This is a genomic window from Chitinophaga deserti, assembly GCF_003149455.1.
Taxonomy (GTDB): Bacteria; Bacteroidota; Bacteroidia; order Chitinophagales; family Chitinophagaceae; genus Chitinophaga; species Chitinophaga deserti.
On sequence record NZ_QFFK01000004.1, the window covers coordinates 414,579 to 435,674 of the forward strand.

Consider the following 21,096-nt stretch of genomic DNA (forward strand, 5'->3'; position numbering starts at 1 on the left):
AGATCCCTGTCTACCTACTTATATTATTTATGCAAACAACCATGGCAGAAAATAAAGCAAACACCAAACAGCCCGCAACGGCAGTGAAAAACCAGGACTTTGACCTGCAGGCTACTGCAGACAGGGCTACTGACTTCTACGGCAAGAACAAGAATGTTATCAACGCTGTTGTAATAGGCTTTGCAATCGGCGTAGCCGCATACTTCGGTTACAAACGTTTCGTAAGCCAGCCTGCAGAAGAAAAAGCGCAGGTAGCCATCTTCCAGGCGCAGAATTTCTTTGCGGCCGACAGTCTGAGCAAAGCGCTCAACGGTGATGGTAACAACTACGGTTTCCTTCAGGTGATCGATAAATACGGCAGCACTAAAGCCGGCAACCTCGCTCATTACTACGCAGGCGTTTGCCATGTTCGCCTCGGTGAATTCCAGAAAGGTATCGACCAGCTGAAAGAATTCAGCAGCAAAGATATCGTTGTATCTTCCATCGCAAACGGCCTCATCGGAGACGCTTACATGGAACTCAACAACGCAGCTGACGCCGTTAGCTACTACAAAAAAGCAGGCGCTTCCGACAATGAGGTTACTTCCCCCATGTACCTGCTCCGCGCAGGCCTGGCACTGGAAAAAGCCAACAAACCCGACGAAGCGAAAACTGTGTATCAACAAATCAAACAAAAATACCCCCGCTCCAACGAAGGCCGCGAAATGGAGAAATACCTGGCGAGATTGGGCGAGGTGAAATAACCCGGGAAATGTCCGTATACAATCAGACTTTACTCAGCAACACTGGCATTCTTCCACTGGAGAATGCCAGTGTTGTTATAGTATCAACAGAATGGAACGATTTCATCACCAATGAACTCGTTGCCGGCTGCGAACGCACCCTCGAATCAAATAAGATCGCCTTCCGCACCCTCACCGTGCCCGGCGCTTTCGAACTGCCTTTCGCCTGCAAACAAATCTGGGAAAATACCCGCGCCACCGGCGCACAGCCCTCTGCCATCATCGCTTTCGGCTGCGTCATCCGCGGAGAAACCCCTCACTTCGATTACGTATGCAAAGGCGTTACCGACGGCATCCTGCAGCTTAATCTCGAACTTCCGGTACCCGTCATCTTCGGCATCCTCACCGTAAACACGGTAGAACAGGCTACAGAACGCCTTGGTGGCGCACATGGCCACAAAGGTGAAGAAGCAGCACTCACCGCCATGAAAATGATCGGATTTCAACGGCAGTTGGCCAAAAGTGCCTTATAATGACGAAGTTAAAGGCAGCATACTTTAACTGAACCCCGTAACTTCGTCTGCTCATTACCCAAACAGATACCCATTAGCATGAACGTACATCTTTTCATACCGTGCTTCGTAGACCAGCTATTCCCGGAAACCGCTTTCAACATGGTGAAAGTACTGGAGAAACTGGGATGCACTGTGCATTACAATACGGAACAAACCTGCTGCGGACAACCGGCTTTCAACGCAGGCTACCAGGACGAATGCCGCTCTGTAGCCACCAAGTTCCTGAAGGATTTTCACGTGTATGATTACATTGTAGCCCCCAGCGGCTCCTGCACAGGATTTGTACGCAACTACTACGGAAAGCTTTTCGATAATTCCGCCGCTCATAACGATGTAAAACTCCTCCGTAAGAACCTCTACGAATTCACCGAATTCCTCACAGACGTTCTCAAGGTTACCGACCTCGGCGCCACCCTCGAAGGCGTAGGCACCTACCACGATGCCTGCGGCGCCCTGCGCGAATGCGGTATCAAGGAAGGTCCGCGTAAACTGCTGGCCAACGTGAAAGGACTTGAGATGCGTGAAATGGTGGAGCCGGAAACCTGCTGCGGATTCGGCGGCACCTTCGCCGTGAAGTTCAAACCCATCTCCCTCGGAATGGGCGAACAGAAAGTTAATAACGCAACTGACTCCGGAGCCGATTACCTCATCTCCACCGATCTCAGCTGCCTCATGCACCTCGACGGCTACATCCGTAAACACGGACAAAACATTAAAATCATGCACATCGCGGACGTACTGGCCAGCGGCTGGTAACCCGCCACAATAAAAGATTCTGAATGCAATATTGGTTAGTGAAATCGGAGCCCTTCAAATATTCGTGGGACCAATTCGTGAAAGATAAAGTGACGTTCTGGGATGGAGTCCGCAACTACGCCGCCCGCAATAACCTGCGCAGCATGAAAAAAGGCGACCAGGTGTTGTGGTACCATAGCAACGAAGGACTGGAAATCGTCGGCATCGCTAAAGTGGTAAAGGAATCCTATCAGGACCCCACCACACCCGACCCCGCCTGGCTGGCGGTAGATCTCGCACCGGTAAAGAAGCTTAAAAAGCCTGTTTCCCTCGCGCAGATCAAAGCGGAGAAAAGTCTTGCCACGATGGACCTCATCCGCCTCGGCCGCTTATCGGTAGGCACGGTGAAGCCCGAAGAATTTGAGAAAATCATGGAAATGGCGGGCATGTAAGCCTGCCATTTCTTTTTATATCTTTCTTAAACCCGACGCAACATGAAACCCAAACTGGTCGTGCTCACGGGCGCAGGCATCAGCGCAGAAAGCGGGCTCCGCACTTTCAGGGACTCCGACGGTCTCTGGGAAGGCCACGACGTTTACGAAGTAGCTTCTCCCAACGGCTGGGCTAAAAATCCCTCCCTCGTGCAGGAATTCTATAACCTCCGCCGCAAAGATGTACTGGCCGCCAAGCCCAACGCAGCACATATAGGCCTGGCCGAACTGGAAGAATGGTACGATGTGCGCATCATTACCCAGAACATCGATGACCTGCATGAGCGCGGCGGCTCCTCCCGCGTGCTGCACCTGCATGGCGAGATACTGAAGATGCGCAGCGAGTATGATGAAACGCTGTTGTTCGATATCGCAGAGGATATCCAAATGGGGCAGCTGGCCCCGGATGGCGGACAGTTCCGCCCGCATGTGGTATGGTTCGGGGAAGATGTGAGTATGATACAGCCCGCTGTGCTGGAGATCGTTCAGGCCGATGCGTTTGTACTGATCGGTACCTCACTGAATGTGTATCCCGCAGCCGGCCTCGTGAATTACCTGCGGGCCGATGTACCGAGGTTTATCATCGACAAAAAGATTCCCCCCGTAAGTGATTCCGCGAACTGGACGCTGATCGAAAAAGCGGCCACGGAAGGGATCGCGGAGCTGAAGGAATTATTGAAGTTGTAATACAGTATTTGTATAAAACAGGAAAGGCAGCACATGATGTGCTGCCTTTCTTATTTTGAATGAGTTACCGTGTGCTAAGCAACTTCACGGAAATTAAAAATCTCTTGCGTGAACATATTTCGTTCGCTAACCGGCCGCTAATCGTACGCTAATAGCGCTGTAATCGTACTGCAATCGCGCTCTAATCGCGCTGTAATAGCGCTGCAATCGTACTGTAATAGCGCTGCAATAGCGTTGTAATCGTACTGTAATCATACGCTAATAGCGCTGTAGTCATACTGTAATCATACGCTATCCATACGCTAACCGGCCTGTTACAGTACAGTAATTGGCCTGTAACAATATCCGGTCTTTTCCGGCCAGCAATATCACGTTAACTAATAAAAAAAGCCGTCCCGATTAAGCCGGGACGGCGCGTTCTTTCACATGTTCAACCTCCTCGATAAGGAGTAGTCATAGGAAAATGACTTGATCCAGGTATGGGGCTGGTTGAATCTTTGGCCGAAGTGTAATGATTTGTGTGCTCAATCGAAAGTTTCCTCGAACCTGATATCGAATTCCTCCAGTTCACGGAGGACGGGGTTATAGATGTCTGGCATAACGGGGATCTGTAGTCCTGTGAGGCTAACCTGTCCGGAAAGGACCAGTTTGGCCATAATACCCAGGGGCAGTCCAACTGTTTTTGCCATAGCGGTGCGCAGGTTATCTTCACCCTGCACAATCATATAACTGGATAATTTAGTGGTCATGTTCCTGCGCTCGAACTCGATTTCGTGCAGCATTACGATCATGTCTTTATCTGTTGGCTCCATTCTCAGGCGGGCTTCGAGAACATGCTGCAGAACACCCGCATTGGTTTGTTCCCCTAAGTTAATCAAATCCCCGTTCAAAATGCCCAAATATTTCAGTTGGCGGATCAGTTTGCTCTTGCTGCTGACGCCGAGGAACTGGGCGATGTTTTCTTCGTGGCTGAGGGAGTCATCGACCTTAATGTTCTGAGATGCCCAGGCGAAGTAGGGGACCTTGTCGGTGGGGTGCTTTTTCTTATCGTCCGTAAGCCCGAGGCGTACGAGGGCGTTCCATCCTTCGCAGAAATCGGGGTAGCGGAGGGTGGCGCGCATGAAGGTAGGCACGTTAGACAGGTTGTAAATATCCGTATAGTTGAGGGAATCGCGGTTGGGGTACCAGGCGAGCTTGCCGAGGCCGGGTACCTGGATGGTTTTAGACTGGTCGAACAGTTGTTCGTATTCCACTTCCTTCACCTTGCCCTTTTCGCGGTATATGGCGCCTGAGGAGCCTGCCAGCACAATGTTGCGGGCGTTCCAGGAGATTTTATACTGCCAGGGGTTATCGTTGCTTTCGGGGGAGATGAGGCCGCCGCAATAGGAGCGGAAGCAGGATATCTGCCCGCCTTTCTTTTCGATGGAGTGGATGAGTTTCATGGCCGACATGTGATCGATGCCGGGGTCGAGGCCCATTTCGTACATGAAGAGGAGGCCTGCCGCTTCAATTTCCTTTTCCAGTTTACGGATTTCAGGATCGATGTAGGAAGCAGTCAGGAGGTTCTTTCCTGCTTCGAGACAGTCGCGCGCAACCACGATGTGGAGGGCGGGGGGCAGGAGAGAAATCACGAGATCGGTTTCCCGGATGAGTGGCTGGCGCACGGATGCGTCTTTCACGTCAATAGCCGCCGCAGTGGCGTAATACGACTTGCCTATCTTGGATTTGATCAGCATCAGGTCGCTGTCTACTACCGTTATGTGCCATTTCTGCCGGGGCGCATTGGCCAGCAGGTAATCGATCAGAACAGTCGCTGACTTGCCGGCGCCAAACAATAGAACATGCTTCATATGAGACTCTATGGTTAAAAACTACCAAACGAAAACAATAAATTCCGGCGAATGTTCAGATAAGTATGGTTTTCCCGAAACTCCCCGAATTGCTTGCATTCGATTATAAGGGTTGATTTTCATAGGGTTATAAACAAATAGCTTGCCAATTTGAAATCGGCTGGTATATATCTATTTTAAGATATATAGAACATTTACCGGAGATGACGCGAAAGTAGGATAATTCGGCCATTTTTATTCACATTCCGCCCCCAAACGGCCTTAATACGGCTCAAATTCGTTATATTTGCTCTTTATTTAAGGAGACAGAAAAACCTGTAAACCAATAACATAATGATAGAGAACACGGACAATCAAGGCAATCAAAAGGACGGTAGAATTGTTCAGATCAACATTGAGGAGCAAATGAAGACTGCGTACATCGACTATTCCATGTCGGTGATCGTGGGCCGCGCGCTGCCGGATGTAAGGGATGGTTTTAAACCGGTTCACCGCCGCGTGCTCTTTGGCATGCATGAATTGGGAAATACACACAACAAACCTTACAAGAAATCTGCCCGTGTTGTTGGGGACGTAATGGGTAAGTATCACCCGCATGGTGACTCTTCCGTGTACGATACGATGGTACGTATGGCCCAGCCATGGTCGCTCAGGTACATGCTGATCGACGGGCAGGGTAACTTCGGATCCATCGACGGTGACATGCCTGCGGCCATGCGTTATACGGAGGTGCGCCTGCAGAAGTTTGCCGAAGCCATGCTCGACGATCTTGAAAAGGATACGGTAGATTTCACACTCAACTTTGACGATACCCTCCAGGAGCCCCTGGTGTTGCCCACCCGTATTCCCAACCTGCTCGCCAACGGCGCTTCAGGTATCGCGGTAGGGATGGCCACCAACATCATGCCCCACAACCTCAGCGAACTGATCGACGGTCTTACCGCCATGATCGCTGACCGGAACATTACCGTTGAAGAACTCATTAAGCACATCAAAGCCCCCGACTTCCCGACCGGTGGTATCATATACGGTTTTGAAGGCGTTAAACAAGGCTTCGAAACCGGCCGCGGCAGGGTAGTAGTTCGCGGTAAGATCAATTCAGAAACCTCTAAAACAGGTAAGGAAAAGCTCGTTATCTACGAACTGCCCTACCAGGTGAACAAGGCCGTTCTGCACCAGAAAATTGCACAGCTCGTAAATGATAAAGTGATCGAAGGCATCTCCGATGTACGTGATGAAAGCGACCGCGAAGGCATGCGCCTCGTGATCGATCTCAAACGCGAAGCGATCCCTAACGTTATCATCAACCAGCTTTACAAATACTCCGAACTGCAAACCTCTTACGGTATCAACAACGTGGTACTCGTAAAAGGCCGTCCCCGGATCATGAACCTCAAGGAACTGCTCGAAGAATTCATCGAGTTCCGCCACGAAGTAGTGACCCGCCGTACCCAGTTCGAACTCCGCGAAGCAGAAAAGAAAGCCCACATCCTCGCAGGCTATCTCATCGCACTCGATCACCTCGATGCCGTTATCTCCCTCATCCGTAACTCCGCCACGCCCGATGTAGCACGCGAAGGCCTCATGAGCAATTTCGGGCTGAGCGAGATCCAGGCCAAAGCCATCCTCGAACTGCGCCTCCAGCGCTTAACAGGCATGGAACGCGATAAGATCCGCGAAGAACACGATGAAATCATGAAACTCATCGACCGCCTGAAAGAAATTCTGGGTGATGAAGGTCTCCGTATGGAAATCATCAAAACCGAACTGGAAGAAGTAAAGAAGAAATTCGGCGACGAGCGTAAAACCGAGATCCAGTACCTGGCAGCGGAAATGCGCATCGAAGATATCATCGCTGAGGAAGATGTGGTAATCACCATTTCTCACCTCGGATATATCAAACGCACCTCCGCATACGACTACCGCCAGCAGAAACGCGGCGGCCGTGGCGCCATCGGCGGTAAAACGAGGGATGAGGATTACATCGAGCACCTGTTCGTTGCCTCCACCCACCATACCATGCTGTTCTTCACAGAGAAAGGCCGCTGCTACTGGCTGAAGGTCTACGAAATCCCTGAAGGAGAAAAAGCCAGCAAAGGCCGTGCAATCCAGAACCTTATCACCATCCCGTCTGACGATAAGATCCGCGCGATCATCGATATCAAAGACCTGAATGATAAAGACTTCATCAATAACCATTACATCGTGCTCTGCACCCGTAATGGTATCATTAAGAAAACACTGCTGGAAGAATTCAGCCGTCCGCGTACAAACGGTGTGAACGCAATCACCGTAAACGATGGCGACCAGCTACTGGAAGCTAAACTGACCAACGGTAACAGCGAAATCATGATGGCTGTGAAGAGCGGCCGCGCTATCCGCTTCCCTGAAAATACAGTGCGCGACACAGGCCGCGGCGCCATCGGGGTACGTGGTATTGAAGTTGATAATGAGAAAGATGAAGTGGTTGGTATGATTTGTGTTGATAAGGAAGATAAGACGAAAACCGTGCTCGTAGTTTCCGAAAAAGGATTCGGAAAACGGACCGATATCGAAGAGTACCGTATCACCAACCGTGGGGGTAAAGGGGTGAAAACTATCAGCGTAACCGAAAAAACCGGTCCGTTGATCGCCATCCTCGATGTTACCGAAACCAATGACCTCATGATCACCTGTAAATCCGGTATCACCATCCGCATGGCGGTGGGTGATGTTCGTGAAGCAGGCCGTGCCACACAGGGCGTAAGACTGATCCGCATGGATGAGTCCGACGAGATCGCCGCAGTAGCCCGCCTCGATGAGCAGGAAGAATTAGAGGCCATTGTAGCAGAAGGTGAAGAAGGAATTGAAGGAGCAGAAGGTACCGTATTAGCGGAAGGCGCAGAAAATGAAGATGCCGGTGAAAACACCGAAGCTGCCGGAGGCGATGCGGAAGAAGCACCTACAGAAGAATAAACCTCTAACAATTAACGATAATTATTTAAAAACCTGAGCCACATGAAAAAACTATTTGTAACGCTTCTCTTTTGCGGCGCCGGATTTGCAGGCATGGCGCAGAAAGCAAAAGTGAATAGTGCAGATGAATTCCTGAAGAACGATAAAATCGACCAGGCGAAAACGGATATCGAAGCGGCCCTTGCTCACGAAAAAACGAAAGATGACGCACGTACCTGGTATGTGAAAGGCAAAATTTATGAAGCCCTCGCTACCAAAAACAAAAGCGCAGCCGATGCGGAAGTTGCTTTCGAGTCCTTCAAAAAAGCACTCGAACTCAACCCCAAACTGCCGGAAGCACTCCTGGAAATGAATAACCGCATGTTCAACGTGTACGCCACCATCGGCAACGCCGGTTATGGTAACCTGAACGACCAGAAGTGGGATTCCTCTTTCACTTACTTCAAAAAAGCAGTGGAAGTGCGCGACTATTATAATGGTAAGAACCTCGGCGGTACCATCCCCACCGATACTGCCATGGTATTCTACGCCGGTTACGCTGCACAGCAGGCTGGTAAAAAAGACGATGCGTTCGATCTGCTGAAGAAAGCTGCCGACCTCCAGTTCAAAACTGAACCGGCCCTCTACGTTGTGCTCGCACAACAGTACGAAGAGCGTGGCGATAACGCTAACTGGCTCGGTACCATCGAAAAAGCCAAAGGCCTCTTCCCGGCCGACAAGCGCTTTAACGACATGGAAATGCTTTATTATTCCAAAACCGGCAAAACCGACGATCTGCTGAGCATGCTCGAGAAGAAAGTGGGAGAAAACCCCAGCGATTTCAACCTCGTGCTCGACTACGCCATCCGTCTCGATAACGTAGCCAATCCCCGCGACGAGAAAGGTAACGATGTTGCTAAGCCCGCCAACTACGACGCGCTGATGAACAAAGCAGAAGAAGCGTACAAAAAAGCTCTGGCCCTCAAAGCCGATGATGCTACCGCTAACTTCCAGCTCGGTGCCCTTTACTTCAACCGCGCCGTTGCCAGCAATAAAGAGCTGAACGCTCTCACCAGCAAGGAACAAACAGGCCCTAAAGCGAAAGAACTGCAAACCAAAGTACAGGGTCTTATGGACCAGGCACTGCCTTTCTTCGAAAAAGCTGACGCAGGCTTCACCGCCATGGGCAGCAACCTCGAAGCAAGCGACAAACGCACTTTCGAAAGCGCACTGTACGCCCTTCAGAAAATTTACGCTATCAAGAACATGAGCGATAAAGTAGAAGTAGTGAAAAAGAAATTGGAAAGCCTGTAAGCAGGTTTCTCCCAATCAGAAAAAGGCAAGGGGCAACCCTTGCCTTTTTTGTTGCCCCAAACTTTCCCCCGCCACCCAAACTGCCGCAATATTTCCACAGTACTGTTATTACGCAAACAAGTAGGTAATTATAATGGAATTCAATGCATTACGCTGTGAATCAACGGTTCTTTTATTACCGGTAATAATATATATAGCCCGAATAGCCGTTGGCATGGTAATTATCCTATGTAGTTGAAATACACGCATTTGATTCACATAACCATATCAAATCCTTAAATTATGGTCACACGAACAAAACCTACTGACATGCAGGAGAAACATCACGAAAACATGCTGATGAAAGATGCCAACCGGCAGGAGCGTTACGGAGAACAGGAATTTAACGACGATGCCAACTACAAGTTGGAAGGATACGATGAAAATGAACAGGACGTAAGAGACCGGCGCAATCAGCGTGAAGCGGAATTAGCAGATGGCGACGCCGCCGCTCATGGTGAAACTCCTAAAAGAACTCCCAGCAGAAGGGGCTTTGCTGCCATGGACAAAGAAAAACAACGCCAGATAGCCAGTAAGGGAGGCAAAGCCTCTCATGGTGGTGGCCGCAAACCCAGCAAACCGCGCTGAGGCACATAACTGAACTGGAAAAGCGTGTATCAGAAACGGTACACGCTTTTTTTGTGCGCAGCAGTAATTTACCTACTTTGTCATCCAATCCAACCTCTTATGAAAGCAGTAGCAGTCAATCAATTCAAAAGCATACCCCAGGTGATGGACCTTCCGGAACCCGCCCTGAAAGATGGTACCATCCGCATCAGGCTCGCCGCGGCAGGGCTCAACCCCTTCGACTGGAAGCTGGTAGACGGTATCCTTGAAGAACAAATGCCCCACGTTTTTCCCCTGATCCTCGGGGTAGACGGCGCAGGCGTAGTGGAAGCCGTTGGTGCAGGCGTAACGCGCTTCAAAGCGGGCGACCAGGTATACGGCCAGATGCTGCACAACCCGGTAGGCGAAGGCTCATACGCAGAATTCGTGACCGTTCCGGAATCAGCTGCCATCGCCATAGCCCCGCATTCCATATCACTGGCTGATGCTGCAGCACTGCCCACCTCAGGCATGACGGCCATGCAACTGATCGAACGGTCGGGCCTCACAGCTGGTCAGAAAGTATTGGTGATCGGAGCCACGGGTGGCGTAGGGTCTTTTATAACACAGATCGCTAAGGAAAGAGGCATCCATGTCATTGCCACCGTATCGGACGATGAAGCCGCTGCCAGGATAAGGCAACTGGGTGCAGCAGAAACCATCAATTATAAGACTGCCCCGGTAGAAGAGCAATTTGCCGGCGGGGCCGACGCCCTGTTCGACCTCGTAGGTAATAAATCCGGCTTTGAGAAAATGCTGTCACTCGTTAAGAAAGGCGGTAAGGCATATACCACTCAGTTCGTAGCCGATAAAGATCACCTCCACGAACTGGGCCTGAAAGGCGGCAACTTCGAAACCAAAGGCTCACCCGCCTCCCTGGATGCCCTCCGCGATCTGGCAGACAATGGGAAGCTCACCGTACCGGTAGACCGCCGCATTCCCCTCGACCAGGCGCCTGTAGCCATTGCAGACAGCCGCACCGGCAAAAGCAAAGGCAAAACGATCCTCCTCATTAACGAATCGTTGGGTTAAAACTCATATTTATAAACGCCGCCGCGGCACGGGAGCAATCCCGGGTTGCGGCGGTGTTGTTATTTACCCAGTTCTTCGCGGGACTTCTTAGGCAACTTGGCCACTACCAGGTCGTAGCTGTTCTTTACCCATTCGAGCAGCAGGCTGTCAGGAATGGAGCCATCGAACAGGATGGTGTTCCAATGCTTCTTGTTCATATGATACCCCGGCAATACCGCTTCATATCGCTCCCTCAGCTCCTCTACTTCTTCAGGATCACATTTGAGGTTGATGCTTTCAAAAGAGTTGACATCCACAAGGGCGAACAATTTACCCATTACGGTAAAGACGAGTGTGGTTTCCCCGAACGGAAATGCTTCAGCGGTGCCGGGCAGGGAAAGGCAGTAGGTTTGCAGTTTCTCCAGATTCATACCCGCAATGTACGAAAACTCCCGGCTGGTCGAAAAGTGCTTTTTATAGATAGGAATCCTCACTTTTAAAAGCACCTCTGCATACTGATTATTAAACAAATAACCCGGCGAACCTTATATTTTACAGGAAGCTAAGATGCTGTAAATCAACTCTTGCTTACAATTAAATGTGAAGTAAGTCCTGATTATCAATCTTTTATTTAGTAAGTAACTTGAAGTATCTGGATGCAAAAAATTAAGGACCAGTTTATTACCTTACAGCACTAAATCTTAGTTTTACCTGATAATCCCTGTATCCACCCCGAAAACAGCCTCCCTAGGGGCCGAAAATGGCCTACCTGCTGAGCGCCGCAGTACCGAAATTTACAGCGGTGGATTTTCGGATTATTGTGGTGAAAAGCGCTATTTTAGTTCGCCATGAAAACCGAAAATGTGAATCCCGGCGTTCCCACCTGCATGCAATTTTTACCTATATGAGTACATTAAAATCCATTTTGATCCCAGCCATTACCCTCGCCGCAGGACTTGCCGGAGGCTATTGGTGGGCCGATTCCAAATGTGGTGGTGGCGGTAAACCGCACCCTACAGACTCTTCGGAGTATGTCTGCAATTCCCAAACCATCGTGCCGGAAGATGCACTGATGACGGTAGACACTGCCTTTAACATGATCGCCCGTTATGGAGCCAACCTGCCGCCGGATTCCGCGCACACCCGGAGCGTCTGGTTCTCTACCGAGCGCATCCATGCATTGCTCTGCGTGATGCAGCGCGATAAAATGAGCGGTGTACGGTTCTACCTGGCCAACTATGCAGATGAATACCTTCTCCCGAAAGAGGCAGGCACCATCGGCCACATTCCCATTAAACCCTACTGGGGGCATACCACCTTTGTAATGGTAACCACCCGCGAGGAAAAGGACAAACACATAGACCACATCCAGGTAACCCCGGACAACCGGCCTACCAAAGGCATGATCCTCACCGGATTCCCCGATGAAGACGATCCGGAAAACAATGGTGAAATGTGCCCGCCGCCTAAAAACTGCTTCAACCGCGGCGCACTGATGCTGGCTCCCAATGTCGACAGCACTAAAAAATACATCTACAAATAATGCAATATCTGACCGTCAATACGGTAGCCGAATGGATCTGCTTCCTCACCGCCCTTGTCTGCCTCCGTGGCGACAAGGACCCGGTGTGGAGGCGGTTTCCGTTCTACCTCCTGATTGTGTGCCTCGTGGAAACCGGCGGTATTTACCTGAGAACCGTGCTCCAAAAGCCGAATGCACCCCTATACAACATCTATATGCTGGCGGAATGCTTCGCCATCACTACCTTCCTGTACCATATGATGAAGCCTTACGGCGTCCGGCTATGGGCGCCCATTGCCTGGGGAGTAATATTCCTGGCCGCATGGCTCACGGAATCCTTCAACGGCGGCTTTGAATCGTATTCCCCCCAAACGGCCATCCTGCTTTCCATCGTAATGGTAGTAGGCTGTTTGTACTACTTTTACCTGGTGCTCCGCAGCGACGAATACGTCCGTCTTTCTGCCCATCCGCCTTTCTGGTGGGCCAGCGGAACGCTCATGTTCTACTTCGGTGGTATTGCCACCTACATCTTCTTCCAGTATCTGATGGAAGCTTCTTCTGTTGAGGGCATCCGCTTTTCACTCCGTTATGTTATTTTTAAAGTGCTGAACGTGCTGCTGTACGGCAGCTGGACTTACGCTTTTATATGCAGGTACCGTCAAACGAAATAATACCCCTGATCGGGTGGGTGAGTGCCATCTTCCTCATTGCCCCGCTGTTTCTCATCGTGTACGTCAGCGTATACAACTCCCGGAAAAAGAAGCACCAGGAAGAAACAGAGCGTATGCGCCATGCGTTCCGTACCGAACTGATGCAGACGCAGATGGAGGTGCAGGAACAAACCCTCAAAACCATCGGGAACGATCTTCACGATAACATCAACCAGCTGCTGGGCCTGATGACCATCACACTCAGCGCCGTTGACTTGTCTGATAAAGACAAAGCTGCAGAGAAGATCGCGGCGGCAGAAGCACTCGCCAGGAGGTCTATCCGCGAGATCCGTGCCCTGTCGCGCCTCATGCACGGGGAGGAGCTGGTAGGCAAGGGGTTACCCCATGCCATCGCCTTCGAGCTCGACTGGCTGGAGAAATCCGGCAGGTACCAGATCCACCGCACCGGCTGCCTCACCGGTATGCCCAAACATCCGGAAACGGAGCTTTTCGTATTCCGCATCTTCCAGGAAACCCTCCACAACATTATCCGTCATGCTAACGCAACTACGGTTACCGTAGAGCAAAGCTGGCAGGATCAGACGCTGACTCTCAGGCTCATCGATGACGGCGCCGGCTTCGATGTGGAAACCGCACTCGCCCAGCCATCGGGCATGGGACTTCAGAATATCCGCAAAAGAGCCGCTATGATAGGGGGCTCGGCCGTTATACGGTCCGTTCCCGGTAAAGGATCTTCCGTCACCATCACCGTTCCCAGATTAAATCCGAACCATGCAACATAACACCATACACATCGCTATCGTAGACGACCACACGCTTTTCCGCCAGGGCCTCACCAGCCTGTTGTCAGAATACCCGGAAATTAAGGTCGCATTCGAAGCTGCCAACGGGGCCGACCTTAAAGAACGCCTCGCCACCACCACCGCGCCCGACGTAGTGCTGATGGATATCAACATGCCGGTGATGGACGGATACGAAACCACCCAATGGATGAAACAGCACTATCCGGATGTTAAAATACTGGCCCTTAGTACGTTTGAAGACGATAAGCCCATTATCAAAATGCTCAAGAACGGGGCAGGGGGCTACCTCGTAAAAGAATCCCGCATTGCCGATGTGGTTACCGCTATCCGCACCATTCACGAACAGGGGTATTTCCTCAACGAGCTCATTTCTGCCAAGATGCTCCGCAGCATCCAGGATAACCCTACACCCGGCGCCCTGCAAGTGCAGCTGAGTGATAATGAGATCACTTTCCTCAGGCTATGCTGCTCCGAATTGACCTACAAGGAGATAGCCGCCGAAATGAAACTTAGTCCGCATACGATAGACAACTACCGTCAGGAACTCTTTGACCGGCTGGCCATCAAATCCAGAACGGGCCTGGTACTCTTCGCCATTAAAAACGAACTCTACGCTCCATGAATACACACCGCTGCATATAAAGCAGCCGTGAAAGGTTACAACTAAAAATCCCCGGTCCTGGTATAGGGCCCGGGGATATATTTGTTTGCATGGAGTTTGTAAACCGGCGCAGGAGAACCTGCGCCGGTGCTCGTTTCATGTGTTACTAAGTGAAAACTGAAGTAATTAAATAGGGATCAGAGGACGTAAGAATGCAATCAGACGACAGATGCCAGCATCCTGGGCTCCATAAATCCGGCCGGCACCCTGGCTACAGTATACCAGGCGCAGTCGGATTCGTATTTGTACGTACAGAAGCCTGATTTCCAGGCATTATCCAGTTCGAGAAAGATTTCCATGTTGGGCTGGGGCACAGCATTGCTGAAACGGGGCGCCAGATATGGCACCCCCATAATGATCAGCACATTAGGGAACTCCACGGCAGCAGTTACAGGCATGGAGAAGCAGTACCCTTTGAGATACGTGATCCCAAAGGAATGGGAGCGCGTATTCGCCAGTAACTGGCCGGTACCGGTAAGCTGCCGGGTATCAGGACAAACGCTCAGTGAGATATGCAGCACCGGGGCACCGGGCTGATTCACGCCAATATCCATCTGGACGGCGAACAACCCGTTATGGGCTGGAGCTTCAATGTGAACGGTCTTTAGCATAAGAGAAAAACGAACATTCAAATATCTAAAAAGACCGAAGGCTGTAAAAGGCTGTTTTCCCCCTGAGAAAGGGGGAATTTCAGCTTTTCCCTTATCAAATGCCGGATAAGATGGTTGAAATGTATGTCTGCAACCGCTAATCCTTTACCGGATATTGGTGCCGGAAGGCGGAATACTAAACTCCCGAACGCGTTCTTACATGAACGCCGACGGGGGGAGGACGTATCGGTATTGATAACCATTGGCCTGATCGTGTCGGCTGGTTGACTGCATACAGATTTCACCGGGCCTGATAGTATTCAGCAAATACTGAATGTAGACGTGCGGCAGGCGTACCATCGTACCCGTTACCATCCGGGAATAAAGACCCACTTATCCTTTATTGACTATTCCGTTCAGATTCATCGCTGTTCACGACTATTCCATTCAGCATTGCTATGCTGGGGGCTATCGACTTTCAAGGCGCCAGCCTGAGAATATGAAGTATGTAATCCGCCGGTAGTTATACCGGCGGATTACGATTACAATATCTGAAAATCAATCATTTAATCCAGGTACTTGGGATAAGCAGGCCTGTGGCCCAGCAACCGGGCTATGGGAGAAAGTACCCCAAAAACCACCCGTTGCACCGGGTAGGCGGGCTTAATCATGCGGATTACCCCGGAGAAGCGCTTCATCAGCATGGATATCTGCAGGATACCGGGCATGCCGTTGGGCTTGGTTTTCCCATCTGCCGCAAGGCCCATCAGGGTTTCGAAGAATTCTTCCATGTTCAGGGCGGGGCGGGCCTGCCAGTTGATTGTGGCCGGTATGGAACCATGGTTCCACATGGCATGCGGGGTATTAGGTGGAATTTCCAGCTTATCACCGGGTTTAAGCACCCGGGCAGCACCATTGATTTTGACCGTCATTTCACCGGCTAAGATCTCAAAATGCTCGGTTTGTACAGGATGGTAATGCATGGGCGGCTCCACAGAACCGGGTGCATAAGTCGATTCCATTTCCAGCAGTTTACCGGCCGTATCAGCAGCAGTTTGCAGGAAACGGATTTCCTGACCGGTGAGGGGATTCCTGATTGTTTTGTTCTTGTAAGCCATGGGGAGATAATTGGGGTAGGCAAAAATAGATCGTTTTCCTGAATAGCTTTCAGGGATGTTAGATCATCCACATGAATATGCGGTTTGTAGAAAGTACCATTAAAGAGGCTTTTGAACTAAAGGAATTGTAAGAGGTAAGAGGACGGGAATTGGGTGTAATTCTATTTAACATAACATAAATTATAGTATATAATTGGTAAAGTGAAAGAAGGGTAAAAGATCAGTATCAATGCCTTATAGTTTGCCATATCTTGCCGGAATCCCGAAGCAGATCCGTATACGCGATTCTCAGCGCCTTACTGAATGGCTTAAGGATAAATCCGGGGTTTCTGCGCTGAAATTGATGACAATACCGGCGAATAATTCAAGTAGAATTTCAGGGGTTAAATGTTTCGTAATCAATCTGCCGAGTCAATTTATTTAATGGAGATATTAATACTGATCCAACGTCAAAAATCCTGCCTGAGATTGTCATATATCCGGGAAAAATCCAATTTTCTCCAAATATCGCAATCTCAGCCCCCTATCGGCCCTCACCCATAAAAAATACCATAAAACCCCGCCTCTCCGTACTGTTCCGTATTCCTACCGAATAGTAAATGCATTGGCTAAGCCATAGCCGGGGTAGCCTTACGGCAGGATTAAGGCAATTGTCATGCAGGGATTGGCAATTGTCATTACAGGCTGAATTAGTTAGCATACCATATTGGGAACGTATAGCGGTCAGGCTTTGGGGACAGCTGATTTACAGGTCCTTAGGCAAGGGGTTTCATAAAAAAAGCGGGTAGATCGTCTCCGATCCACCCGCCTTAAGTAACAAAATTGGATGTACAGGTATTTTACTCGATGAGCCCCCTCGCCTTCAGCTGAGCCGCAGCTTCCATGAGCATGGCTCCGGATAACTGGGTACTCAGGTCGATCGTGGAGCCCGTAGCGTTCCATTTGCTGCCGAAAAGCACCTGGGGCCTTACCGTGGCCTGCAGCCAAAGCGTTTCCGCATTCACTTTCAGGAAGCTCACGAACTTGCCGGCGTCAGTAGCCGGGAGGTTGCCGTCGGTAATGAGCAGCAGCATATAACGCACCAGGATGCCTTTAAACAGCCCGCCATCACCACCGCCTTCGTCTTTCATCACGTTACCCTGTGTAAGGTCGCCCGTAAGGGAATTATTGGCGGTTTTAAGCGCGTCGTTGAGGTACACCTGCTCACCGGTGATCTTATACAGCTCCACGGCTGCCCCAATGTAAACGCCCTGGTTATACGTGAATTTCCAGTTCTTATTGGTGCCCGTACCATCGAGGCCATCCCAGACAAGCCCGGTTACCGGATCAACCAGGTTGTTTTTCTGCCATTGGTAGATCTTACGAGCCCAGTCCAGATCTTCCGGGTTGCGGTTCAGCTGATACAAACGGGCGGCAATGATACCGGCGGGCGCATTGGCCGGGGTATTTTTGTTTTTCCGCTCTTTGTTCCAGTAAATGCCGCCGCCCCAGGTATCGTCCCAGCCGCCTTTGATATCGGTCCACAGTAACTCCGCCACAGCTTTGTATTTCGCATCGCTGGTCACTTCAAAGGCCCGGATACAGGCCAGCGCCATCCATTCCATATCATCATAGAAATGATTGATATAGGTGTTGCCGTTACGGGTTTTCATGCCTTCCAGCAGCTCGTCCATCCGTGCTTTCACCTGCGGATCGTTCTTACGGATATAGGCATCCAGCAATACGTCGAGCGCATGGGCATTGCGCCAGTAATGGAAAGTATTCCCGCCGGTGTGGTTCTCATTATAGTACTTACCGGAGGCATTATAGAAATTGGCGACCAGCGAATTGTAAGACGAATCTGCGATCGACGGCCAGTTGTATACGTAGTTCTTTTTACCTGCACCCGGGCCCGGACCATCATCCACCGGCTCTTTCAAACAGCCGGAAAACGATACGGCCAGCAAAACCAGCGAGGCACTATATTTAATGATTTTCAGCATGTTGTGCGTTTGTTATTTAATAATCACTTCATGAGTATACGCCTTATCCGTCCGGAAGTACACATGCACGTCACAGGCTTTGGTATCTACCTCGGTTTTGAACTTGTAGCAGTAATTCCAGCGGTCGTTGTTGGTAATGGGCTTCAGTTCCCAGAAGGCAGCGGGCGTTGTGGAAGTAGGCCGGTTATTGTCGGCATTGGAGCTGCCGAACCATTCCTGTCCATCGGCTCCGGCGGCATTCTTCACATTGAGGCGGAACTTATAACGCTCGTCACGGCCCCAGCCTTCCTGTTTGAAAGTGATGACTTTATCGGTGAAAGTCCAGGTACCGTTGCTGGTGTAATTAAGCTCATACATGATCTTATCATCCGGCGCAAACCATAAACCGATGCCCGTGATCTCCGTTACGGTAACGGCGGCGTTGTTGAAATCGAGCCGCAGGCGGTATACTTTTGTAGCCCCGGCCTGCGTGGATTCACCCCCTTCACGGATAAGGCCATTATCGAGGGAGAACACGTTGGGTGTGCCGCTGTTACGGTCGGTAAACTTGTACTTACCGGCTTTCAGGGAAGTATAGATCTCGAAAACACCGGCCGTTACGGATTTGAGTTTCTGGGCTTTGGAGAGGTCGGCCCCGGTTTCGGTAGCATCCCCGGTCAGGAATACATCCACCGGAATCTCGGCGAAGCCGTTCGGCCGCTCTACTTCAATAACCCTCGTTTCTTTAGCCGGCTGAATGTTGAACCCCTTGGAAGCCAGGACCGTCCATTTCAGCTTACCTGTCCCAAGTGCGGGGATGCCTGCCTTACCGGCCAGACTGTTCAGGTCTTTATGTGACAGGTTCAGCTTATTCTGCACCCCGCCGCCATCGGAAGGTATCCGGGCAATGGGGTTACTGAAATCCCCGCTTTCCTTATCGATGGCCACTTCATAGAGCACCAGCGAGCCGTCTTCCGCACGGGCCTGATCCCATTCAAAGAGTACGGTGGCACTGGTGGCAGGCTGTAGCTTGGTGAATTTGTTATTAACGGGGGCGGTCAGCTTTTCCACCGTTTTGATATTGGTGTTGAGCGAATATTCGTCCTTTTTGCACCCGCCGGCCATCAGCGCAGCGAGCATTGTAACCATGGAAATGTATTTATACATGACAGTGCGATTGAGTTAGTTTGAAATGATTTACCATTCGGGATTCTGGCCAAGGTTCTTGTTCTGGTCGCGCTCGGCGGTGGGTACCGGCCAGAGGTAATGCTTCGGGTTTTCGAAGCGGCGGTTTTCCACGATGATGTACCCGTTAGGATCCCTGTTGAAAGCCCCGGAACTTACTTTGATGCCGCGTACCGGTTTGGCCAGTACGGTTTGCGCAGTTTTCCAGCGGCGGATGTCGAAAGCGCGGATGCCTTCAAAAGCCAGTTCCGCCCTTCTTTCTCTCCTTACGATCTCCCGCAGGATTTCCTTTGTAGCGCCGGCCGGGAATTCTGTAGCCCCGGCATCGGTAAACCCGGCACGGATACGGAGTGCGCGGATGGTCTTGTTCCAGGTATCGGCATCCAGCTGGCCTGCTTCATTCTTAGCCTCCGCAAAGCCCAGCAATACTTCGGCATACCGGATCATAGGCAGATTGAGGCCGGAGTTATAGTTCGGTGCCGTGGGATCGTAATGCTTCCGGAAGTAGTAACCGGTGGGTGAAGCTCCCTGATCATCGACGCTGTTTGTAGCGGGGTTGGAACCCGGCTGTGTGAGAATGGTTTGGGTACGCCCTTCGAAATCCACGATGGTTGCACCATGATGAATAATCGTGGCATTGAACCGTGGGTCGCGGTTGGTGTAGGGATCGTTTTCATTATACCCGGAACCTGCTTCGCGGATGCCTTTCCCGTTGGTCATGATGTAATCGTCTACCAGGTCCTGCGTAGGTACGAGCACACTCCTTAACAGGGCTACCGTTTGCGGCAGGAAGCTGCGCTGGGTGCTGTAAGTGCGGCCGCCACCGTATTGCAGATCGAGGATCACTTCATTATTGAATTCATTCGCTGGTTTAAACAGGTTGGCGTAATTGCCTAATAATCCGTACGTTCCGTTTTGCGTGCCATTCATCAGCAAAGCATATTCCTGTGCGGCCAGGTCCCATTCCCCTTTCCAGAGGCGCACCCTTGCGGCCAGGGCGATGGCAGCCCCACGGGTAATACGGCCCCTGTCTTTTTCCGCATAATCCACGTTCACCGGAAGGTCGGCCCTGATGGCAGAAAGCTCATCCAGCACAAACCGGATCACTTCATCCCGGCTGGTGCGGGCAATGGTGCGGGAGGCATCTACGGAAATGAGGTCTATATAGAAAGGCACGCTTCCGTACCAGTCGGCCATATTGAAATAAGCCCATGCGCGGATGAACCGGGCTTCGGCCACTATCCGGCGGCGAAGGGTTTCATCCATTTGGGGAACTTTGGTGATGTTGAGTACTACCACATTACACTTGCGGATCGCCCGGTAATGGTATCCCCATTCTTCGCGGACCCTTGCATGCGAGGGGTCGTAACTGCCTCCGGCAATGAGCGATACCCCGCTGAAACCGCCTCCGGCTACATAGGCATTATCGCTAAGCGCCTCGTTCCCGAAATAGAACCCGTCGCCGTACATATTCTCATAGCAGCTGGTGAGCGCATCCAGTGCATCCTGTGCATCGCGCCAGTAAGCTTCTTCCGTGAACTCCCTTGTGTTGGGCTGCTCCAGTTTGCGGCAGCTGGCAAACAGGGCAATACAGGCTATGGTGAAGATCAATTGTTTCATA

At 50.9% G+C, this 21,096-nt stretch carries 20 protein-coding genes; 13 read left to right on the plus strand and 7 right to left on the minus strand.

What is annotated here, in order from left to right:
* The first annotated feature begins 29 nt into the window (after positions 1-29).
* The 5 genes from DEV76_RS11495 (at position 30) to DEV76_RS11515 (ending at position 3,210) form a co-directional block, all read left to right on the plus strand.
* The gene (locus DEV76_RS11495) at positions 30-743 is read left to right on the plus strand and encodes a tetratricopeptide repeat protein (protein ID WP_109698044.1); all 714 of its coding nucleotides are present in this window, start codon (positions 30-32) and stop codon (positions 741-743) included.
* 8 nt (positions 744-751) lie between these two features.
* The gene (gene ribH / locus DEV76_RS11500) at positions 752-1,255 is read left to right on the plus strand and encodes a 6,7-dimethyl-8-ribityllumazine synthase (protein WP_109698045.1); all 504 of its coding nucleotides are present in this window, start codon (positions 752-754) and stop codon (positions 1,253-1,255) included.
* 78 nt (positions 1,256-1,333) lie between these two features.
* Positions 1,334-2,053, plus strand: coding sequence for a (Fe-S)-binding protein (locus DEV76_RS11505; RefSeq protein ID WP_109698046.1), 720 nt, complete (start codon positions 1,334-1,336; stop codon positions 2,051-2,053).
* A gap of 23 nt (positions 2,054-2,076) precedes the next feature.
* Positions 2,077-2,484 (plus strand): EVE domain-containing protein, encoded by a 408-nt coding sequence (locus tag DEV76_RS11510; RefSeq protein WP_109698047.1) that lies wholly within the window; start codon positions 2,077-2,079, stop codon positions 2,482-2,484.
* Positions 2,485-2,526: 42 nt separating this feature from the next.
* On the plus strand, positions 2,527-3,210 hold the full coding sequence (locus DEV76_RS11515) for a Sir2 family NAD-dependent protein deacetylase (protein ID WP_109698048.1): 684 nt from the start codon (positions 2,527-2,529) through the stop codon (positions 3,208-3,210).
* 524 nt (positions 3,211-3,734) lie between these two features.
* On the opposite strand, the gene DEV76_RS11520 is transcribed toward DEV76_RS11515, so the two are convergent.
* Entirely contained in the window at positions 3,735-5,060 is a 1,326-nt protein-coding gene (locus DEV76_RS11520) for a saccharopine dehydrogenase C-terminal domain-containing protein (RefSeq protein WP_109698049.1), read from the minus strand.
* A 333-nt stretch (positions 5,061-5,393) separates the two neighbouring features.
* Between DEV76_RS11520 and gyrA the strand changes: the two genes are divergently transcribed.
* The 4 genes from gyrA (at position 5,394) to DEV76_RS11540 (ending at position 10,985) form a co-directional block, all read left to right on the plus strand.
* Positions 5,394-8,015, plus strand: coding sequence for a DNA gyrase subunit A (gyrA, locus tag DEV76_RS11525; protein ID WP_109698050.1), 2,622 nt, complete (start codon positions 5,394-5,396; stop codon positions 8,013-8,015).
* Between the two features lie 42 nt (positions 8,016-8,057).
* Complete coding sequence (locus tag DEV76_RS11530) at positions 8,058-9,308, plus strand: tetratricopeptide repeat protein (protein WP_109698051.1); 1,251 nt, start codon at positions 8,058-8,060, stop codon at positions 9,306-9,308.
* Between the two features lie 282 nt (positions 9,309-9,590).
* A complete protein-coding gene (locus DEV76_RS11535; protein WP_109698052.1) occupies positions 9,591-9,935 on the plus strand; it encodes a KGG domain-containing protein in 345 nt (114 codons plus the stop codon).
* Positions 9,936-10,034: 99 nt separating this feature from the next.
* Entirely contained in the window at positions 10,035-10,985 is a 951-nt protein-coding gene (locus DEV76_RS11540; protein ID WP_109698053.1) for an NADP-dependent oxidoreductase, read from the plus strand.
* Between the two features lie 59 nt (positions 10,986-11,044).
* Here DEV76_RS11540 and DEV76_RS11545 read toward each other — a convergent pair whose 3' ends face one another.
* Entirely contained in the window at positions 11,045-11,395 is a 351-nt protein-coding gene (locus tag DEV76_RS11545) for an MmcQ/YjbR family DNA-binding protein (RefSeq protein ID WP_109698054.1), read from the minus strand.
* Between the two features lie 473 nt (positions 11,396-11,868).
* Between DEV76_RS11545 and DEV76_RS11550 the strand changes: the two genes are divergently transcribed.
* Genes DEV76_RS11550 through DEV76_RS11565 form a run of 4 tightly spaced genes read left to right on the plus strand, consistent with a single transcriptional unit; the run spans position 11,869 to position 14,582 of the window.
* A complete protein-coding gene (locus DEV76_RS11550) occupies positions 11,869-12,507 on the plus strand; it encodes a hypothetical protein (protein WP_109698055.1) in 639 nt (212 codons plus the stop codon).
* A complete protein-coding gene (locus tag DEV76_RS11555; protein ID WP_109698056.1) occupies positions 12,507-13,157 on the plus strand; it encodes a hypothetical protein in 651 nt (216 codons plus the stop codon). Before DEV76_RS11550 ends, DEV76_RS11555 begins: the two co-directional genes overlap by 1 nt.
* On the plus strand, positions 13,133-13,939 hold the full coding sequence (locus tag DEV76_RS11560) for a sensor histidine kinase (protein ID WP_109698057.1): 807 nt from the start codon (positions 13,133-13,135) through the stop codon (positions 13,937-13,939). The genes DEV76_RS11555 and DEV76_RS11560 overlap by 25 nt, the downstream gene beginning before the upstream one ends.
* Complete coding sequence (locus DEV76_RS11565) at positions 13,929-14,582, plus strand: response regulator transcription factor (RefSeq protein WP_109698058.1); 654 nt, start codon at positions 13,929-13,931, stop codon at positions 14,580-14,582. Before DEV76_RS11560 ends, DEV76_RS11565 begins: the two co-directional genes overlap by 11 nt.
* A 197-nt stretch (positions 14,583-14,779) precedes the next feature.
* On the opposite strand, the gene DEV76_RS11570 is transcribed toward DEV76_RS11565, so the two are convergent.
* From DEV76_RS11570 to DEV76_RS11590, 5 genes are all read right to left on the minus strand, one after another.
* Positions 14,780-15,232: a DUF1842 domain-containing protein gene (locus tag DEV76_RS11570; RefSeq protein WP_109698059.1), complete on the minus strand. Its 453-nt coding sequence runs from the start codon at positions 15,230-15,232 to the stop codon at positions 14,780-14,782.
* A gap of 545 nt (positions 15,233-15,777) precedes the next feature.
* Positions 15,778-16,329 (minus strand): cupin domain-containing protein, encoded by a 552-nt coding sequence (locus DEV76_RS11575; RefSeq protein WP_109698060.1) that lies wholly within the window; start codon positions 16,327-16,329, stop codon positions 15,778-15,780.
* Positions 16,330-17,168: 839 nt separating this feature from the next.
* Positions 17,169-18,311: a glycoside hydrolase family 76 protein gene (locus DEV76_RS11580; protein ID WP_109698061.1), complete on the minus strand. Its 1,143-nt coding sequence runs from the start codon at positions 18,309-18,311 to the stop codon at positions 17,169-17,171.
* Between the two features lie 12 nt (positions 18,312-18,323).
* Positions 18,324-19,439: a SusE domain-containing protein gene (locus tag DEV76_RS11585; RefSeq protein ID WP_232826935.1), complete on the minus strand. Its 1,116-nt coding sequence runs from the start codon at positions 19,437-19,439 to the stop codon at positions 18,324-18,326.
* A gap of 48 nt (positions 19,440-19,487) precedes the next feature.
* Positions 19,488-21,095 carry a RagB/SusD family nutrient uptake outer membrane protein gene (locus tag DEV76_RS11590; RefSeq protein WP_198652034.1) on the minus strand — a complete coding sequence of 536 codons (1,608 nt, stop codon included), beginning with the start codon at positions 21,093-21,095 and terminating at the stop codon, positions 19,488-19,490.
* Position 21,096 lies beyond the last annotated feature (1 nt).

Excerpts from the sequence above, each read along its gene's own strand:
- DEV76_RS11495 (WP_109698044.1), top strand. The coding sequence starts at position 30 with ATGCAAACAACCATGGCAGAAAATAAAGCAAACACCAAACAGCCCGCA.
- ribH (WP_109698045.1), top strand. The coding sequence starts at position 752 with ATGTCCGTATACAATCAGACTTTACTCAGCAACACTGGCATTCTTCCA.
- DEV76_RS11505 (WP_109698046.1), top strand. The coding sequence starts at position 1,334 with ATGAACGTACATCTTTTCATACCGTGCTTCGTAGACCAGCTATTCCCG.
- DEV76_RS11510 (WP_109698047.1), top strand. The coding sequence starts at position 2,077 with ATGCAATATTGGTTAGTGAAATCGGAGCCCTTCAAATATTCGTGGGAC.
- DEV76_RS11515 (WP_109698048.1), top strand. The coding sequence starts at position 2,527 with ATGAAACCCAAACTGGTCGTGCTCACGGGCGCAGGCATCAGCGCAGAA.
- DEV76_RS11520 (WP_109698049.1), bottom strand. The coding sequence starts at position 5,060 with ATGAAGCATGTTCTATTGTTTGGCGCCGGCAAGTCAGCGACTGTTCTG.
- gyrA (WP_109698050.1), top strand. The coding sequence starts at position 5,394 with ATGATAGAGAACACGGACAATCAAGGCAATCAAAAGGACGGTAGAATT.
- DEV76_RS11530 (WP_109698051.1), top strand. The coding sequence starts at position 8,058 with ATGAAAAAACTATTTGTAACGCTTCTCTTTTGCGGCGCCGGATTTGCA.
- DEV76_RS11535 (WP_109698052.1), top strand. The coding sequence starts at position 9,591 with ATGGTCACACGAACAAAACCTACTGACATGCAGGAGAAACATCACGAA.
- DEV76_RS11540 (WP_109698053.1), top strand. The coding sequence starts at position 10,035 with ATGAAAGCAGTAGCAGTCAATCAATTCAAAAGCATACCCCAGGTGATG.
- DEV76_RS11545 (WP_109698054.1), bottom strand. The coding sequence starts at position 11,395 with ATGAATCTGGAGAAACTGCAAACCTACTGCCTTTCCCTGCCCGGCACC.
- DEV76_RS11550 (WP_109698055.1), top strand. The coding sequence starts at position 11,869 with ATGAGTACATTAAAATCCATTTTGATCCCAGCCATTACCCTCGCCGCA.
- DEV76_RS11555 (WP_109698056.1), top strand. The coding sequence starts at position 12,507 with ATGCAATATCTGACCGTCAATACGGTAGCCGAATGGATCTGCTTCCTC.
- DEV76_RS11560 (WP_109698057.1), top strand. The coding sequence starts at position 13,133 with ATGCAGGTACCGTCAAACGAAATAATACCCCTGATCGGGTGGGTGAGT.
- DEV76_RS11565 (WP_109698058.1), top strand. The coding sequence starts at position 13,929 with ATGCAACATAACACCATACACATCGCTATCGTAGACGACCACACGCTT.
- DEV76_RS11570 (WP_109698059.1), bottom strand. The coding sequence starts at position 15,232 with ATGCTAAAGACCGTTCACATTGAAGCTCCAGCCCATAACGGGTTGTTC.
- DEV76_RS11575 (WP_109698060.1), bottom strand. The coding sequence starts at position 16,329 with ATGGCTTACAAGAACAAAACAATCAGGAATCCCCTCACCGGTCAGGAA.
- DEV76_RS11580 (WP_109698061.1), bottom strand. The coding sequence starts at position 18,311 with ATGCTGAAAATCATTAAATATAGTGCCTCGCTGGTTTTGCTGGCCGTA.
- DEV76_RS11585 (WP_232826935.1), bottom strand. The coding sequence starts at position 19,439 with ATGGTTACAATGCTCGCTGCGCTGATGGCCGGCGGGTGCAAAAAGGAC.
- DEV76_RS11590 (WP_198652034.1), bottom strand. The coding sequence starts at position 21,095 with ATGAAACAATTGATCTTCACCATAGCCTGTATTGCCCTGTTTGCCAGC.